The sequence below is a fragment of the Leyella stercorea genome (assembly GCF_021531355.1).
GTDB lineage: Bacteria > Bacteroidota > Bacteroidia > Bacteroidales > Bacteroidaceae > Prevotella.
On sequence record NZ_JADYTS010000032.1, the window covers coordinates 19,522 to 35,505 of the forward strand.

Sequence of the window (15,984 nt, forward strand, 5' to 3'; positions counted from 1 at the left end):
CTTAAATGTCGTGCTTGGCAAAACGCTCTTCTGCCAGCTTCTCCCATTTTGTTCCGGGCTTGCCATAGTTGGCATATGGCCAGATGCTGATGCCACCGCGCGGAGTGAAAATGCCTGTCACTTCGATGTATTTCGGATCCATCAGCTTAATGAGGTCTTTCATGATGATGTTGACACAGTCCTCATGGAAGTCACCGTGGTTGCGGAAGCTGAACAGATAAAACTTCAAGCTCTTGCTCTCCACCATGCGCACGTCGGGCACATAGCTGATACGTATCTCGGCAAAGTCGGGCTGTCCGGTGATAGGGCACAAAGATGTGAATTCTGGGCAGTTGAATCTTACCCAGTAATCGTTACCCTGATGTTTGTTGACGAACGATTCGAGAACTTCGGGAGCGTAATCGTCACGATATTTCGTTTTTGCGCCAAGAGCCTGCAGACCCTCGTCGCGTCGGTTTTCATTGTTTGCTGCCATTTCTATAATTGTTTTTGTTTGGTGCAAAGTTACAGAATTTTATGCATATTGACGAATTTCTTGTATATACGTTAATATAATAATATTCTTCATGATAACGAAAAAAAGGAGACAACCGCTCTGTTGTCGGTTGTCTCCTTATGTAAGTTGTTATGTATCAATTGTGTGTGCAATGATTACTGCATGATTACGCCACTGTCGTCAGTAGGATTCTGAGTGAGTGTGCCTGGATAAGCGTTGATAGCATTCTGCGGGATGTAGTATGTCACACGGAAGTCAGAAGCCTTAACTACCTCATGCTGGTTGTGTGGGCCCGGATAGTCGCGAGTCAAGGCATGACCGTTGCGGAACACGTCGTAGCTGCGCTCTGCCTGATATGCCAATTCGAGCTGGCGCTCCTTGTCGATAAGTGTGAATGCGTTGTTGGCGTTGAGAGTTCCAGTAGGATACTCGCCGCCCACGATTGCACGTCCGCGAATCTTGTTGAGATCCTTCTCGGCTTCAGAGTAGTTGCCGAGCTTGGCAAGAGCCTCTGCACGATTGAGGTAGATTTCGCCAAGACGGCTGATAACCGGAGAGTGGAGCTGAGAGTCTTCGCCCTCGCGCGAGCACTTCACGATGTAGAACTGCGGATACTCACGGTTTACTGTGATGTAGTTGTCGAGCATACCCTGATAGGTCTTGCCACCATAGTTGATGGTGTAGTACTGGGCAGTAGCGTCAACTACTGTAAGGTCGTATGATTTGCCTTCTTTGTCAACACAAGTAATCTTGTTGCCAGTGTGCTTTGTGTCAAACTGAGCATAGTGCTTGTTGTTGTCGCTTCCTACATATATGAAACGGAACACCTCTTTGTTTTCCTCAGAGTAAGTAGGCTCGATGAAGTTGGCACGTGCGTCTACAATCTTCTTAGATGCAGGACGCCAGTCGTTACGGCCAGTCTCATTGAGCAGGTCGATATACTTCTGGCTGGCGTACATCTCGCCCCAGCCCATACCGCCGATGTTAGAGTACATACCGCCGATGCCATAGTAGTGGTCCCATCCAGAGAACTCTGAAGCTACACGCTTAACAACGAAGATTGATTCCTTGTTGTCCTCAGGACGCAGAGTGTTGTAAATCATGAAATCCTCACGTGGAAGCAATTCGTAGTCGGAGTTGCCTATAACCTTATCAGAATATTCCTTAGCAAGCTGAGCATACTCACGGTTAGGATTCTCATATGTACCGCTCATATAGAGGTAAACGCGTGAGAGCATAGCCTGAGCGGCAGCCTTAGAAGCGTAAGCCGGACCACGGTTTACAGAGAGCAGCTGCTCTGCCTTCTTAAGGTCGTCAATAGCCTGCTTGTAAGTGTTCTCTACAGTAGCACGGTCGCTGAGCTGAAGGTCGAGAATGTTGTCGGGTGTACCGTTTACGAGAGGCACACCGAGGTTTTTAGATGGAGCCTGGTAGTATGGACGGCCGTAGGCACGGCAGAGGTAGAAGTACATCATACCACGTACATAGTAGCACTCGCCGAGAGCGTTGTCTACTTCTGCTCCTTGACCTTCAGACACCATCTGTATAATGTTTGAAGCCTGTGCAATGGCCTTGTAGCCAGAGTCCCAGAAGCTCTGCAGACGATAGTTGTTAGGTGTACGCGAGTAGCTGATGAATTCGAAGAAGGCATCGGTTGACGAGCCACGAATCACCATGTTGTCGCCAGCGTATTCACCGCAACGGTGCATTGGGTCCGACCACGATTTGAGCTGCGCGTACATACCGTTGAGCAATGCGTCGAGATTGCCTGCCGGGTCGTTCTTTATCTGTTCGTCCGACATGTTGTAGGTCGGAAAACGCTCTATGTCGCACGAACCGAATAATGTCGCTCCGAGCATGAGAGCCAATATACTTTTTTTCATTTTCATTGTAGTCTGGTTTTTAGAAAGTTAAGTTAACACCGAACATAAACTTGCGTACGGCTGGGTATACTGATACACCGCCAGTGCTTGTAACGCTGAGCACGCCCTTGTCGTTGCTGTCGGCAGGAAGCTCAGGATCAACACCCGAGTAGTCGGTGATGCAGAAGAGGTTTTCGCCTGATACAGAGAGGCGCAGTGTCTGGATGCCATACTTCTTGAGATTGAAGTTGTAGCCCAGTGTCAGCGAGCGAAGCTTCAGATAGTCTGAGCTTTCGAGATAACGTGAAGAGGCGAGGTTGCCCTTGTCCTGGTTGTTGTACATTGCGCGCGGATGGGTAGCCTTGTCGCCAGGCTTCTGCCAGCGTGACCAACCTTTCTGTAGTTTCATCTGGTTGCGGTCGCCTGCGTATGCACCGTCCGAGTCGTACTCCTGACGGAAGTAGCTATAGATCTGTCCACCGAGCGAGTAGCCGAAGTTGGCTTGAAGATCGAAGTTCTTATAGAATACCGATGTGCTGAAACTGCCGTAAACGTCGGGCGACGACTTGCCACACTTGTAGTAAGAAGCCTTAGAGTAGCTGTCGGTAACCACCTTGTTGCCGTCGGCATCGTTAGTGTACCACTGTGGCTTTCCGTCTTCAGGATTAACACCAGCCCATTCCTTCATGTAATATGTATCTACTGGCTCGCCAATCTCAAGAATGCGCTGTGCTGTACCAGCAATGGTTGTACCGTCGCTGACAATCACTGGCTTAACAACATAGTTGCCATTGGCATCGCGCTGCTTGTAGAGGTCGCGCAGTTCGTTGCTGTTGTGTGAGATGTTAGCTGTAACGTTCCATGTGAGGTCCTTTGTGCGGATGATGTCGCCACCGATGGTAAACTCAACACCTGTGTTGCGCATCTTGCCGATGTTCTTCCAGATAGATGTCACACCTACAAGACCAGTTACAGGCACCTGATAGAGAATGTTGCTTGTGTTCTTAACGTAGAAGTCGAGAGTGGCTGTAAGGCGATTCTGGAAGAAAGCAGCATCTACGCCGACACCCGTTGTGAATGTCTTCTCCCATGTGAGGTCCTTGTTGCCAATCTGCGAGATGAGTGCGCCCGACTGTTCGTTGTATGAAGCGCCTACAGAGTAGAGCGAATACGACGGATAGAGTGATGTGGGCACGTTACCTACCGAACCAAATGATGCACGCAGCTTGAGCATGTCTACCCATTGAGCCTTAAACCAGCTCTCGTTGTTCATGTTCCATGCACCACTGAATGAGAAGAAGTTTCCGTAGCGGTTGTTCGAACCGAAGTTAGAGCGACCATCACGACGCAGAGAAACCTCACCGAAGTAGCGGTTGTCGTAGTTGTAGCGCCACTGTGTGAAGTACGACTGCTTAGCCCATGCCTGACGATAGCCGTTGGCCTTTTCGGGCTTTGATGTTGTTGTGAAGTCCTCAAAACCTGAAAGAAAACCAGTAGCGTAAACGTCGGTAAACTTCATTTCCCAGTCGTTGAATTCGTAAGCCAACAGACCGTTTACGTTGTGCTTGCCCCATGACTTCTGGAAGCGCAGCAACTGGTTGGTATAGCGACGTGTTGTGTTGTAGTTATATTCTGTGATACGTCCGTCAACACCTTCGCCACCTACCGACTTCGGGTCGGTATAGCCATGCGACTGGCTGTTGTAGTAGCTGTAGTTGTTTACAGATGAGAATGTGAGCCATGGCATAATCTTTATGTCAAAGTCGAATCCACCTGCAAGGTCGTATGAGCAGCTTGAGCCGTAGTTGCCTTTCGAGAGGTCATAGAGATAGTTTGAACCCTTAGAGTTAACCCATCCCTCGTATTGGTTTGGTACAGGATTACCATTCTCATCAAACGGATTATCCCATGGCAACATAGAGTACATAGCGCCTACACTGTACTGACGGTCGGTATCTGTAGTACGCGATCCGCTGAGGTTAGGCTTGATGGTAAGCCACTCGTAAGGCTTGTATACCACCTTGATACGTGTGCTGTAGCGGCTGAGGTCGTAGCCCTTCACAGCACCTTCTTCCTTGAAGTAGCCCATGGTGAACATCGACTGCATCTTCTCGTTACCGCCATTAAGAGTCACGTTATAGTCTTGAGTAGAACCAGTCTTCTTGGCAAGTTTGAACCAGTCGAAGTTAGAGTTGCGCAAGTCTTCGTTCCAGCGTGGGAAGTTCACAGCCTCTACATTCTGGAACGACTTGTAGTAGTCGTAGAACTCGGCACCGTCCATCATCTCCATATTGCCACGGCTGAGTGTGCTTGCACCTGCCTTGGCTGAAAGTGTGATGGCCATCTTCTCGTGACGAGCCTGCTTTGTGGTGACAACAACAACACCGTTGGCACCCTCCGAACCGTAGATAGCGGTAGAGGCAGCGTCCTTGAGTACTGTCATTGATTCGATATCGTCAGGGTTGAGGTCGCCGGCAGAGTTGCCCACGATTACACCGTCAACAACCCACAATGGAGCTGTTGCACCGTTGATAGAAGTCTGACCACGGATTACGATAGCACCTGTTGAACCAGGACGTCCTGAACCCGGTGCTACATATACGCCCGAAACCTTACCGTTGAGCATATTCTCAACTGTAGCAGAAGTAACGTCTTTCAGTTTATCGGCCTTGATATTTGCCATAGCACCGGTGAGGCTCTCCTTCTTCTGTGTGCCGTAGCCCACAACTACGATTTCTTCCAGCGACTCTGAGTCTTCATGGATTTCAATCTTCATGCCGTTGCGAGCCTCAAACTCCTCGTTCTTGTAGCCTACATACGACACCTGTAGTTGAGCTCCTTCTGGAGCGTTTAGTTCGAAGTTGCCGTCAATGTCGGTGATTGTGGCGAGTTTTGTGCCCTTCACCTTGACGCTGGCACCGATGATTGGCTCACCGGTCTTACTGTCGACAATAGTTCCTTTGATTTTGCTGGTATGCTGCTCAATGCGCAAACTTTCCTGTGTAGCAGAATTGTCAGCGTATGCTGCATTTGCCGCCAACAGTGAGGCGCAAACAAGCATACCTACTTTTAGATTCTTTGCCATACTTTGGTTGTTTTGATTAGTTTATAATAGAAATAATTTAATGTCAATAAATCGTTTGTTGGTATAATTTTCGTTTGCAAAAATATACATAATTTCTCTTTTACCCCCCCATAAACGTTAATTAACACTAATGACAATAAAAAACTCATCCGACATTCTGGGAATACAACACAATGGTTTGAATTACCCGGAATGTCGGATGAGTTATATATAGTATTGTGAGATGAAACGTCTGCTACAGGCTGAACACTTTCCAGATGCTGTAGTTGATGCCGTTGTCGTATGCATCTTCGCCCTCATGACGCTTTGCAGCCTTAACCACACGAATGGTTACGGGCAATACCAGTATCTCGTACAGAGTCTTCAGTATCACTTGCGAGATGATTAGTATGGGCAGTTCTTTCAATGGCACCACGCCACCAAGCGCCAGTGGGAAGAAGATGATGGAGTCGGCTGCCTCACCGTAGACCGTACTCATGATGGCACGTGCGGAGAAGTTGCGTCCGCCCGACTGTATCTTCATGCGGCTCATGACGTATGCGTTGACAAACGAACCAACGAGGAAAGCCAGGAAAGACGCCATGGCTATGCGTGGAGCCAGTCCGAATATGGCGTGAAAGCCCTCGTCGTTGTGCCAGTAAGGGGCTGCGGGCAGAGCGTCGCACAGCGCACCGAACGCCACAAAGATGAAGTTCATGGCGAAGCCGAGCCATATAAGCAGGCGTGCCTTGCCATATCCCCACACTTCGCATACGCAGTCGTTGATGATGTAAGAGATTGGGAACACAATCAGTCCGCCGGTTATGCTGAACAGTCCCATTGAAAGTTGCTTTGTCTCGAGCACGTTTGCCGTAATCAGACAAACGCAAAAGAGCACGCTGAAAAGCATAAACAGCACGCTCACCTGTTTCTTGTTTGTTTGCATTTCTTGTTTTTTAAGAGGTTTGACAAGCACTCTATATAGTGGTCGTGCCATATTTAATAGGTACGACCTTAGAATTTTCGGGGTGCAAAGTTACTAAAAATATTGTATATCATCCTTGTTGTATGGATAAAAAATTAACATTTTGCACTCGCAAAATGTTAATTTAGAGGGTGTTATTAGCAAAATGATGTTGTGTATCAGTCGATGTTTTGTAATAGTTCGTCCCATATGCTGCACAGTTCTGTCATCTGTTGCAATACTATGTTGGCGCCATTGTCTGCAAGGGCAGAGTCGGGTAGGGGTCCGCTATTAATACCGATGGTGAAGCAGTTGGCTGCCGAACCGGCACGTACGCCCAATGGTGCATTCTCAACTACGATGCCTTGCCACGGATTGTTGTTGCCTGTCTTGCGCAGTCCCATCAGGTATGGGTCGGGATTTGGTTTGCCGCGCTCTACGTCGTAGGCCGTAACGATGTGGTCTTCGGTAAGAAATCCGTCGAAGTCGTTGAGCAGACGCTTGATGAGCGGACGCTGACCGCTGCCCGTCACTACACCTATAGTCATTCCTGCCGACTTTATCTTCTGCATGATGTCGATAACTCTGGGGAATATCTCAGCTATTGGCATATGATGGAATATCTCCGTCTTCACGTCGTACATGCGCTGGGCTTCTTCGCCCGAAATCTCCTTGCCTTGCTGTTCGAGCACATATTTGCGAATGGTGTCAACGCCACGCGCTCCCTCTGTAGCATACGAGTCGTCGGCAGTGAAGTGGATGCCAAACTGCTTCATTGCTTCGTGCCATGCCACAGCGTGGTTGGGCATAGAGTTGTAGAGCACGCCGTCCATGTCGAACAGCACGCAGCGGGGCGAAAACTGGCTGTAACCATGTGACTGTTTGTAGTGTTGGATTGCTTCTTTTATCATATATTAAATGGTTATCACTAAAAAAACGGACTGCTACATTCTTCACAGTCCGTTTTTCATTATAGATTATTGTGCTTATTTCTCTTCAGCAAGACGCTCCTGGATAGCCTTGCTCTCAGCCTCATAGCCAGGCTTGTTGAGCAGAGCGAACATGTTCTTCTTGTATGCCTCAACACCAGGCTGGTTGAACGGGTTGACGCTGAGAATGTTGCCGCTGATGCCGCAAGCAATCTCAAAGAAGTAGATGATCTGTCCGAGGTAGTACTCGTTGAGCTGCGGTACAGAGAGGCGGATGTTAGGCACGCCACCGTCTACGTGAGCCAGACGTGTGCCAAGTTCTGCCATCTTGTTAACCTCGTCTACACGCTTGCCCTCAAGGAAGTTGAGTCCGTCAAGGTTCTCTTCGTCGTGCGGGAAGAATAAGGTGTGCTCAGGAGTCTCGATGCTGATAACTGTCTCGAAGATAGTGCGCTCGCCTTCCTGAATCCACTGACCCATAGAGTGGAGGTCGGTAGTGAAATCGCATGATGCAGGGAATATACCCTTGCCGTCCTTACCCTCCGACTCACCGTAGAGCTGCTTCCACCACTCGCTCATGTAGTGGAGCTTGGGCTGATAGTTAACAAGAATCTCAATCTTCTTGCCTGATTCTGCATAGAGAGCATTGCGTACAGCAGCGTAGATAGCAGCAGGATTCTGGTCGAACGGAACGTCCTTGCCAGTAGCCTTCTCCATATCGGCAGCACCACCAACGAGAGCCTTGATGTCGAATCCGGCAACAGCGATAGGCAGCAAGCCAACCGGTGTGAGTACAGAGAAGCGACCGCCTACGTTGTCAGGAATAACGAATGTCTTGTAGCCTTCCTTTGTAGCGGCTGCACGAGCAGCACCCTTATGAGCGTCGGTGATGGCAACGATAACGTCCTTAGCCTCTTCCTTGCCGCGCTGGTCTTCGCATTGCTTCTTGAGAAGACGGAAAGCGAGAGCAGTCTCAGTAGTTGTACCTGACTTAGAGATGTTGATGACACCGAACTTCTTGTCCTTAAGATATGAAGTGAGCTCAGCGAGATAATCCTCACCGATGTTGTTACCAGCGAAAACGACTGTAGGATTCTTCTTGTCGCCTACGAGCCAAGCGAATGAGTTGCCCAGTGCCTCGATAACGGCACGAGCACCAAGGTAGCTACCGCCAATGCCTGCTACAACAACAACCTCGCACTTCTCGCGAAGAGTGTTGGCAACGCTCTGGAGTTCGGCAATGAATTCAGGTGTGATTGAAGTCGGAAGGTGGAGCCATCCGAGGAAGTCGTTGCCAGGGCAGGTGCCGTTTTCCAAAGCCTGCTGGGCGGCTATAACTTGGGGTTCATAAGCTTTGACTGCGCCCTCAGAGAGGAATTGGGCAGCCTTTGTAATGTCTAAGCTGATACTTTTCATTTTGTTGTATATTTACTATTTATAATTTGAATTTCCTGTATATTAGAGGTTTTTCAGCCATTCCTCACCTTTCTTGGTGTAGGTCCAAGCCAAGATGCTACCAACAATAAAAATAACTAACGTGAATATTATTATTAATCCTTCCATCTCATTTTGTCTTTTTCGTCTCTCTGTCCCATAGATTCAAATTGTTACTGTTCGTTATCTGAACGAGTCGGTGAGCAATTTTATTTCTATCTGTGGGCTGATGCGCTCGTACAATATATTATATACGGCATCGAGGATTGGCATATTCACATGGTAGTGTCGGTTTTTCTCCTTCATACACTTGGTTCCGAAGAAGCCCTCGGCTATCATTTCCATTTCTATCTGTGCGCTCTTCACGCTGTAGCCTTTGCCTATCATTGTTCCGAAGGTGCGGTTGCGCGAGAACTTTGAGTATCCGGTCACGAGCAAGTCGCCCAGATAAACCGAGTCATATACGCTGCGTTCAATTGGATTTATGGCTGTAAGGAATCGCGACATTTCCTGAACGGCGTTCGATATGAGCACCGCCTGGAAGTTGTCACCATATTTCAGTCCGCTGCAAATGCCTGATGCGATGGCATATACGTTCTTGAGCACCGATGAGTATTCGATGCCGATAACGTCGGACGAGGTCTTTGTCTTGATAAACTCAGAATCGAGCACTTCGCAGAAGGCCTGCGCCTTCTCCTGGTCGGCGCATCCCACGGTGAGGTACGACAATCGTTCGAGTGCCACCTCCTCTGCATGCGACGGTCCGCCGATGCAAGCGAGATTCTCGTCGGGCACATCGTACACTTCGTGGAAGAATTCGGAGCATGCAATGTTGTCGTCGGGCACGAGTCCCTTGATGGCTGTGACGATGAATTTGTCGCGCAGTCGGGTCTTGAGTTTCTTGAGATGGTTCTTCAGATAGGGCGACGGTACAACGAATACAAGCGTGTCGTAAGCCTCAACGATGCGGTTTATGTCGCTCGAGAAGAATATCTCGTCGGTGTTGAAGTGTACACTCGTGAGATAATTCGGGTTGTGGCTGATGCGCTTGAACTCCTCTATGCTGTCGTCACGGCGTATATACCAACCTATGTGATGGGTATGACCTATCACAATCTTGGCTATTGCAGTAGCCCAGCTACCGCCGCCAATAATAGCAATTTTTCCGCAGTTGAACACTTCGTTTTATGTTTAATGAATAACTAATAATGTATAATTGAAGTATGCTACCCCAATTATACATTAATATATATTACTTATTTGCAGCGTCAATCCAGCCCTGAATATCGTTAACTGAAGGCTTTTCGTAGCCGAGCTTGTACTTCTTATTGATTTCTCCTATCTTCTGCTGCAAGCCTTGTGCCTTCTGTTCGCGGATGTCGGAGATGAGGTTGAATCCTGCTTTGCGCAGAACGTATGCCCAATCCTCTGGCACGCCAATCTCTGCCCACTCCTTGATAGTGCTCTGAGGCATCTTCTTTTCGGGCTTCATCTGCGGGAAGAAGAGAACTTCCTGGATGAATGTCTTGCCGGTCATGAGCATCACGAGGCGGTCGATACCGATGCCGATGCCCGATGTAGGAGGCATACCATACTGAAGGGCGCGCAGGAAGTCCTGGTCGATGATCATAGCCTCGTCGTCGCCCTTGTCGGCGAGCTTCATCTGGTCGATGAAGCGCTCCTCCTGGTCGATCGGGTCGTTAAGCTCAGAGTAGGCGTTGGCAAGCTCCTTGCCGTTCACCATAAGCTCGAAACGCTCTGTCAAGCCCGGCTTTGAGCGGTGCATCTTTGTCAGAGGCGACATCTCAACGGGGTAGTCGGTGATGAAAGTAGGCTGTATGAAGGTACCCTCACAGAACTCGCCGAAGAGTTCGTCGATGAGTTTGCCCTTGCCCATTGTCTCGTCTACGTCCATGCCCTTTTCCAGACAGAATGCGCGGATTTCCTCTTCGGTCTTGCCGTTGCAGTCGAATCCGGTCTTCTCCTTGATAGCGTCGAGGATAGGCAGACGACGATAAGGTGCCTTGAATGATATGATGTTGCCGTCAATTTCGCGCTCTGGCTTGCCGTTTACGGCTATACAGATGGTCTCAAGGAGCTTCTCTGTGAACGACATCATCCAGTTGTAGTCCTTATACTGTACGTACAGCTCCATGCAGGTGAACTCCGGGTTGTGGTTGCGGTCCATACCCTCGTTGCGGAAGTTCTTGCCGATTTCGTACACACCCTCAAAACCACCTACAATCAGACGCTTCAGATAAAGCTCGGTAGCGATACGCATGTACATATCCTGGTCGAGAGCGTTGAAGTGGGTGATGAACGGGCGAGCCGAAGCACCGCCTGCGATTGATTGCAGTGTCGGAGTCTCAACCTCGGTGTATCCAGCCTCGTCGAGCACCTTGCGCAGTGTGCGCACTACGGTGGCACGCTGGAGGAATGTGTCCTTAACACCGTCGTTTACGATAAGGTCAACGTAGCGCTGACGGAAACGCAGCTCGGGGTCGTCGAACTTGTCGTAAGCCACTCCGTCCTTATACTTTACGATAGGCAGCGGCTTCAAGCTCTTCGAGAGCAGGGTGAGCGACTGTGCGTGTACAGATATTTCGCCGGTCTGTGTACGGAACACATAGCCCTTGATACCGATGAAGTCGCCTATGTCCATCAAACGCTTGAACACTGTAGTGTACAGAGTCTTGTCCTCGTCGGGGCAGATATCGTCGCGTGTGATGTACACCTGAATGCGGCCCTTTGAGTCCTGAAGCTCCACGAAGCTTGCCTTACCCATTACACGACGGCTCATCATACGTCCGGCAATGACTACCTCGCGCTTTTCGTCCTCGTCCTTGAATTCGTTCTTGATATCCTCTGAGTAGGCGTTGGTTGGGAACTCGGCTGCTGGATATGGGTCGATGCCCAAGTTGCGCAGTTCCTGCAGGCTCTGTCTTCTTACAATCTCTTGTTCACTAAGTTCTAAAACGTTCATATTCGTATTATATCTATTTTTTTGTTTTTTTCTTTTATTTGGTTGGCCATACACACGCATTCGTCAGCACCTTATATATATAATAAGGTGTAATGTCGGGCATGTATTGTGGTACAATACATGTGCAAATTTACTAAATAATTCTGAAAGGGTGCTCGTTTTTTGCATTTTATAATAGGATAATTAGCGTGTTTGGGCTATTTCCATAGCCTTGGCACGTGCTGGCTTGCCCGTTTCGGTGGTTGGAATGCGTTCTACGGCAATGAAATCGTGCGGTTGCTCGTACTTGTTGAGCCTTTCCTTGCAGATTGTTTCGAGTGCGTCGAGGTTGTCAGTTTGGGCTATCATCACCACCGTCTCGCCGAATTTCGGGTCGGCGCGTTTGGTGATGAGAAATGGCACATTGACGTATGGTCGCAGCTTTGCCTCCATTTCCTCAATCTGCAGCTTTATGCCACCGCTGCAAATCACGTTGTCCTTGCGTCCGCGTATTCTGAAGCGTCGTCCGTCGGAAGCTATTTCGGCAATGTCGTTGGTGGTCAGCGGCTGTGCGCATACGGCTGGAGCGTCTATCACCAGACATCCCTCGGCATTGGTCGTCACACTTACTCCGTCGAAAGGCTCATACCACTGGCTGGCTTGCGCACCGCTCAGGCGTCGCAGGGCGATGTGCGACAGCGTCTCGGTCATGCCGTATGTGCTCCACACCGCACCCGGATGCCGTCGCAACTGTGCCGCCATGTCGTCGCTGACGGCTCCGCCCCCAATGATGAGATGCCTGATTTGCCACAGCTTCTGGCGTTCGCCGTCGTCCTGCATGCTGTTGAACACCTGCATAGGCACCATGGCTGCGAATACGGGCGGCGTGTCAATCTGCGCAAGCGGATGACCGCAGGGCGGAATGTCTATCAGTCGTAATCCCCAAACGATGGCGCGTACCACCATCATCTTGCCCGCAATATAGTCGAGCGGCATGCATAGCAGAGCCGTGTCGCCACGGTTGAGACCGAGAAACTGGCACGTGATGCGTGCCGATGCTTCCATACGGCGTTTCTCTACGAGCATTGGTTTGGGCTTACCGGTCGATCCGCTTGTGTGTACAAGCAGCGTCGGCGAGGGCGATTGCCACTGGTTGATGAATTGTTCGAGTGTCATTATTGTTGAATTATTGCCTCCGTCGGGTCTCTGTTAGCGGAAAATGCTGTAATTTTGCACTCCGTATCAGCCCGTCGTGGGGCATATACATTATTAAAACAGAATTGTCGGATGATTGAAAATACTGATTATACAGATGCCGTGCAGCCTAAGGTGAAGGGCCGTTTCGCCCCGTCGCCTACCGGACGCATGCATCTTGGCAACGTGTTCAGCGCTCTGCTGTCGTGGCTTTCGGCTAAGTCGCAGGGCGGCACATGGCTGTTGCGCATAGAGGATATCGACCCTCAGCGCTCGCACCGCGAGTATGCCGAACTGATAATGGACGACCTTCACTGGCTCGGACTCGACTGGGACGAGGGTCCATACTGGCAGAGTGAGCGTGGCGCGATATACGAGCGCTGTCTCCAGCAGCTGCGCGAGCGCGGGCTGACCTATCCTTGCTATTGCACACGAGCCGACATCATGGCCACGCAGGCACCGCACGAGAGCGACGGTAGGGTAGTGTATAAAGGCACATGCCGCAATCTGCCGCCTGGTGTTCATTCCGGTCCGGCTGCCATTCGCATGAAGGTACCCGACGAAGGCGAGGGCTTGGTAACGTTCAGCGACGGACATTACGGCACGCACACCGTCGACCTCACCACACAATGCGGCGACTTCATCGTGCGCCGCAAGGACGGAGCGTGGGCTTATCAGCTTGCAGTCGTAGTGGACGATGCGCTGATGGGCATCAACGAGGTTGTGCGTGGACGCGACCTTCTGCTCTCGTCGCCACAGCAGATATATCTGGCTCGGCAGCTGGGATTTGTTCCTCCGCGATTCGTCCATCTGCCTTTGCTGTGCAACAGTGCCGGCCAGCGCCTGTCAAAGCGCGACCGCAGTATGGACATGGAGTCGCTGCGTGCGCATTACAGTCCGCAGCAGATTATCGGTATGCTTGCCCATGCTGCCGGATTGCAGACTGATGACAGTCCAATAGAGGCTCCCGGCCTTATCGAAGGCTTTTCGTGGAGTAGTGTGCCTACTGCCGACATACAAAGGTAATTATAAACCACAAGAATCCAAAACTATTCCAGTGTAGTTTGTCTTTATTTTTGTAGTCCGATTATTTATGCTAACTTTGTAGTCGCAATGCCTGACTAACTATTAAATACAAAAAATCAAAATTATGAAAAGAACTTTATTTACTCTTGTTGTCGGACTGTGCTTTATCGTCACAGCTCAGGCACAAAACTATGCCAAGAAGCTGAAGAAGTCAACAGGCATAACCGTAACCTATCGCTCTGTGTACAAGGGCAAGGTTTATCCCGGTGGTACCATGATGTTGGTCAGCGGCGATCAGGTCAAACTTCAGAATCTGTCGCCCGAGGGCAAGATTGTTGAGCCGAAAGCCAACACATTGCGCCAGGATACCTACATCGACTATAGCCGCCGATTGAGCTATCGTCGTGCTGTTATGCCCAACAATGAGGTGGTCTACACCAACGCTCCGTTTGAGTATGGCGAGGGATTTACTGATGTCAAGACCGAGAAGTATCTCGGACTCAACTGCAAGGTGGTGCGCACTGTGGTCAACTCTAATACTATCGACGTTTGGTATACCAACGACCTGGCTTTTCGCGGAACTCCGCAGACGTGGTGCGGCGTGCCCGACGGACTCGTGCTGCGCGTAGTGCGCAACGGCGATTCTGTGCAGGAGGCTGTTGGCATAAAGGCACTTAAGGACAAGTCGCCGCTCCTGCCAACCGAATGGGGACACTATCTCGACAACAGCAACTACTCGTATGCCATCAACCAGAGTGGCGTCATCAGCGTTCCGGTGTTCGATCAGCAGACCATCTGTTTCAATGGCGCCAAGCTGCCCGAGACACTCGAGGAGGGCAAGGTTTATGCAGCAGCTGGTGGAACAATAGTACTGAAGAAGGTGAAGTTGCCCGACAACATCAAGGATCGTTCGGTATTCATTGAGGCTGTACAGTATTCTGACGGCGATGCCTACGACCGTACCGGCTCAATCTTCATGATTCCTACCGGCAAGGAGCAGTCGTTCCTCGACGCTCTGCGCAATCTCAACAGCGTGCCGTCGTTCAAGAGCGGTCAGACCGACTATCATGGTCTGGTGTCAACAACTGGTTATGACGTTCCGCTTGAGCTGATGCGATTCTTCACGGGCTTCGGCGTGCGCAAGTACAATCACAATAAGGTGCCAGGACAGACATGGGCAGACTCAGTACTGTACAAGGCTGAGGTGACGAGCGTGGCTGAGCAGTTGAAGGGCGAGGTTTGGATTGGTGCCTACATAGGCAACTGGGATGCCAAGGGACATCGTCTTAGCCTCAAGCTCAAGTACTATCCTGATGGCGAGCGCAACATGCCCAAGACTCTGCCTCTGTTCAATACGGTCAACTATATGGAACAGGCAGGCCAGCCTTATCCTATATTCATGCTCGACGACTCGCTAAATGTCACCTTCGAACTGAAGGAGGATGTCAAGGACGCACGTCTGTTCTATCTCACCACCGGACACGGCGGCTGGGGCGGCGGCGACGAGTTCAACCAGAAGGTGAACACCATCTACGTCGACGGACAGAAAGTAATAAGCTTCATCCCTTGGCGCGACGACTGCGGCACTTACCGCAACTGGAACCCCTGCTCGGGCAATTTCTCAAACGGACAAAGCTCGTCCGACCTGAGCCGCTCCAACTGGTGCCCAGGCACAATGACCAATCCAGAATATATATATGTTGGTAATCTGAAGGCGGGCAAGCACACATTGTGCGTCAAGATTCCGCAGGGAGCACCCGAAGGTGGTAGCAATAGCTACTGGTGTATTTCGGGAACGCTGATTTATTAAATTTTCAGACTTGTGCGACGTTTGTAGTCCCAATGTTAGTAATGTCAATTATACGGGCTGAAAGCCTAATAAGCACATAGCCCAGGGCAGCACCCTGGGTGTACGGATAGATAAAAGCAAAACGCCCTGTAAGGGCAAAAGCATTGATAACTAACGCTTTTGCCCTTACAGGTAGGGTGTTCAAAATCGCTTTAAAATCCTGCGCATTTTTTACCTATAGTATTGATGCGCTTGACCACCAAA

The 15,984-nt window shown here is 50.1% G+C and carries 11 protein-coding genes; 2 read left to right on the forward strand and 9 right to left on the reverse strand.

Translation table 11 applies throughout. From position 1 onward, the window contains the following. Position 1: 1 nt before the first annotated feature. The 9 genes from queF to I6E38_RS08375 all read right to left on the reverse strand — a co-directional run bounded on the left by queF (position 2) and on the right by I6E38_RS08375 (position 12,887). The gene (gene queF / locus I6E38_RS08335; protein WP_235393533.1) at positions 2-475 is read right to left on the reverse strand and encodes a preQ(1) synthase; all 474 of its coding nucleotides are present in this window, start codon (positions 473-475) and stop codon (positions 2-4) included. Between the two features lie 176 nt (positions 476-651). Then, entirely contained in the window at positions 652-2,379 is a 1,728-nt protein-coding gene (locus I6E38_RS08340) for a RagB/SusD family nutrient uptake outer membrane protein (protein WP_235393534.1), read from the reverse strand. A 19-nt stretch (positions 2,380-2,398) separates the two neighbouring features. After that, the gene (locus I6E38_RS08345; RefSeq protein WP_407936653.1) at positions 2,399-5,419 is read right to left on the reverse strand and encodes a SusC/RagA family TonB-linked outer membrane protein; all 3,021 of its coding nucleotides are present in this window, start codon (positions 5,417-5,419) and stop codon (positions 2,399-2,401) included. 259 nt (positions 5,420-5,678) lie between these two features. Continuing rightward, complete coding sequence (locus I6E38_RS08350) at positions 5,679-6,368, reverse strand: queuosine precursor transporter (protein ID WP_235393536.1); 690 nt, start codon at positions 6,366-6,368, stop codon at positions 5,679-5,681. Between the two features lie 197 nt (positions 6,369-6,565). Next, a complete protein-coding gene (locus tag I6E38_RS08355) occupies positions 6,566-7,297 on the reverse strand; it encodes an inorganic diphosphatase (protein WP_235393537.1) in 732 nt (243 codons plus the stop codon). A 75-nt stretch (positions 7,298-7,372) separates the two neighbouring features. Beyond that, positions 7,373-8,731 carry a glucose-6-phosphate isomerase gene (locus tag I6E38_RS08360; RefSeq protein WP_235393538.1) on the reverse strand — a complete coding sequence of 453 codons (1,359 nt, stop codon included), beginning with the start codon at positions 8,729-8,731 and terminating at the stop codon, positions 7,373-7,375. 201 nt (positions 8,732-8,932) lie between these two features. Next, positions 8,933-9,928: an NAD(P)H-dependent glycerol-3-phosphate dehydrogenase gene (locus tag I6E38_RS08365; protein WP_235393539.1), complete on the reverse strand. Its 996-nt coding sequence runs from the start codon at positions 9,926-9,928 to the stop codon at positions 8,933-8,935. A 73-nt stretch (positions 9,929-10,001) separates the two neighbouring features. Continuing rightward, a complete protein-coding gene (gene lysS / locus I6E38_RS08370; RefSeq protein ID WP_235393540.1) occupies positions 10,002-11,732 on the reverse strand; it encodes a lysine--tRNA ligase in 1,731 nt (576 codons plus the stop codon). Between the two features lie 183 nt (positions 11,733-11,915). Next, on the reverse strand, positions 11,916-12,887 hold the full coding sequence (locus tag I6E38_RS08375; protein WP_235393541.1) for an AMP-binding protein: 972 nt from the start codon (positions 12,885-12,887) through the stop codon (positions 11,916-11,918). Between the two features lie 111 nt (positions 12,888-12,998). Here I6E38_RS08375 and gluQRS point away from each other — a divergent pair, with 111 nt between their 5' ends. Then, the gene (gene gluQRS, locus I6E38_RS08380; RefSeq protein ID WP_235393542.1) at positions 12,999-13,931 is read left to right on the forward strand and encodes a tRNA glutamyl-Q(34) synthetase GluQRS; all 933 of its coding nucleotides are present in this window, start codon (positions 12,999-13,001) and stop codon (positions 13,929-13,931) included. A 124-nt stretch (positions 13,932-14,055) separates the two neighbouring features. Beyond that, positions 14,056-15,741 (forward strand): PNGase F N-terminal domain-containing protein, encoded by a 1,686-nt coding sequence (locus I6E38_RS08385; protein WP_235393543.1) that lies wholly within the window; start codon positions 14,056-14,058, stop codon positions 15,739-15,741. Positions 15,742-15,984 lie beyond the last annotated feature (243 nt).

Bases quoted from the DNA above. Each gene is read 5' to 3' on its own strand.
- I6E38_RS08345 (WP_407936653.1), bottom strand. From the start codon at position 5,419: ATGCTTGTTTGCGCCTCACTGTTGGCGGCAAATGCAGCATACGCTGAC.
- gluQRS (WP_235393542.1), top strand. From the start codon at position 12,999: ATGATTGAAAATACTGATTATACAGATGCCGTGCAGCCTAAGGTGAAG.
- I6E38_RS08360 (WP_235393538.1), bottom strand. From the start codon at position 8,731: ATGAAAAGTATCAGCTTAGACATTACAAAGGCTGCCCAATTCCTCTCT.
- I6E38_RS08355 (WP_235393537.1), bottom strand. From the start codon at position 7,297: ATGATAAAAGAAGCAATCCAACACTACAAACAGTCACATGGTTACAGC.
- lysS (WP_235393540.1), bottom strand. From the start codon at position 11,732: ATGAACGTTTTAGAACTTAGTGAACAAGAGATTGTAAGAAGACAGAGC.
- I6E38_RS08375 (WP_235393541.1), bottom strand. From the start codon at position 12,887: ATGACACTCGAACAATTCATCAACCAGTGGCAATCGCCCTCGCCGACG.
- I6E38_RS08385 (WP_235393543.1), top strand. From the start codon at position 14,056: ATGAAAAGAACTTTATTTACTCTTGTTGTCGGACTGTGCTTTATCGTC.
- I6E38_RS08340 (WP_235393534.1), bottom strand. From the start codon at position 2,379: ATGAAAAAAAGTATATTGGCTCTCATGCTCGGAGCGACATTATTCGGT.
- I6E38_RS08350 (WP_235393536.1), bottom strand. From the start codon at position 6,368: ATGCAAACAAACAAGAAACAGGTGAGCGTGCTGTTTATGCTTTTCAGC.
- queF (WP_235393533.1), bottom strand. From the start codon at position 475: ATGGCAGCAAACAATGAAAACCGACGCGACGAGGGTCTGCAGGCTCTT.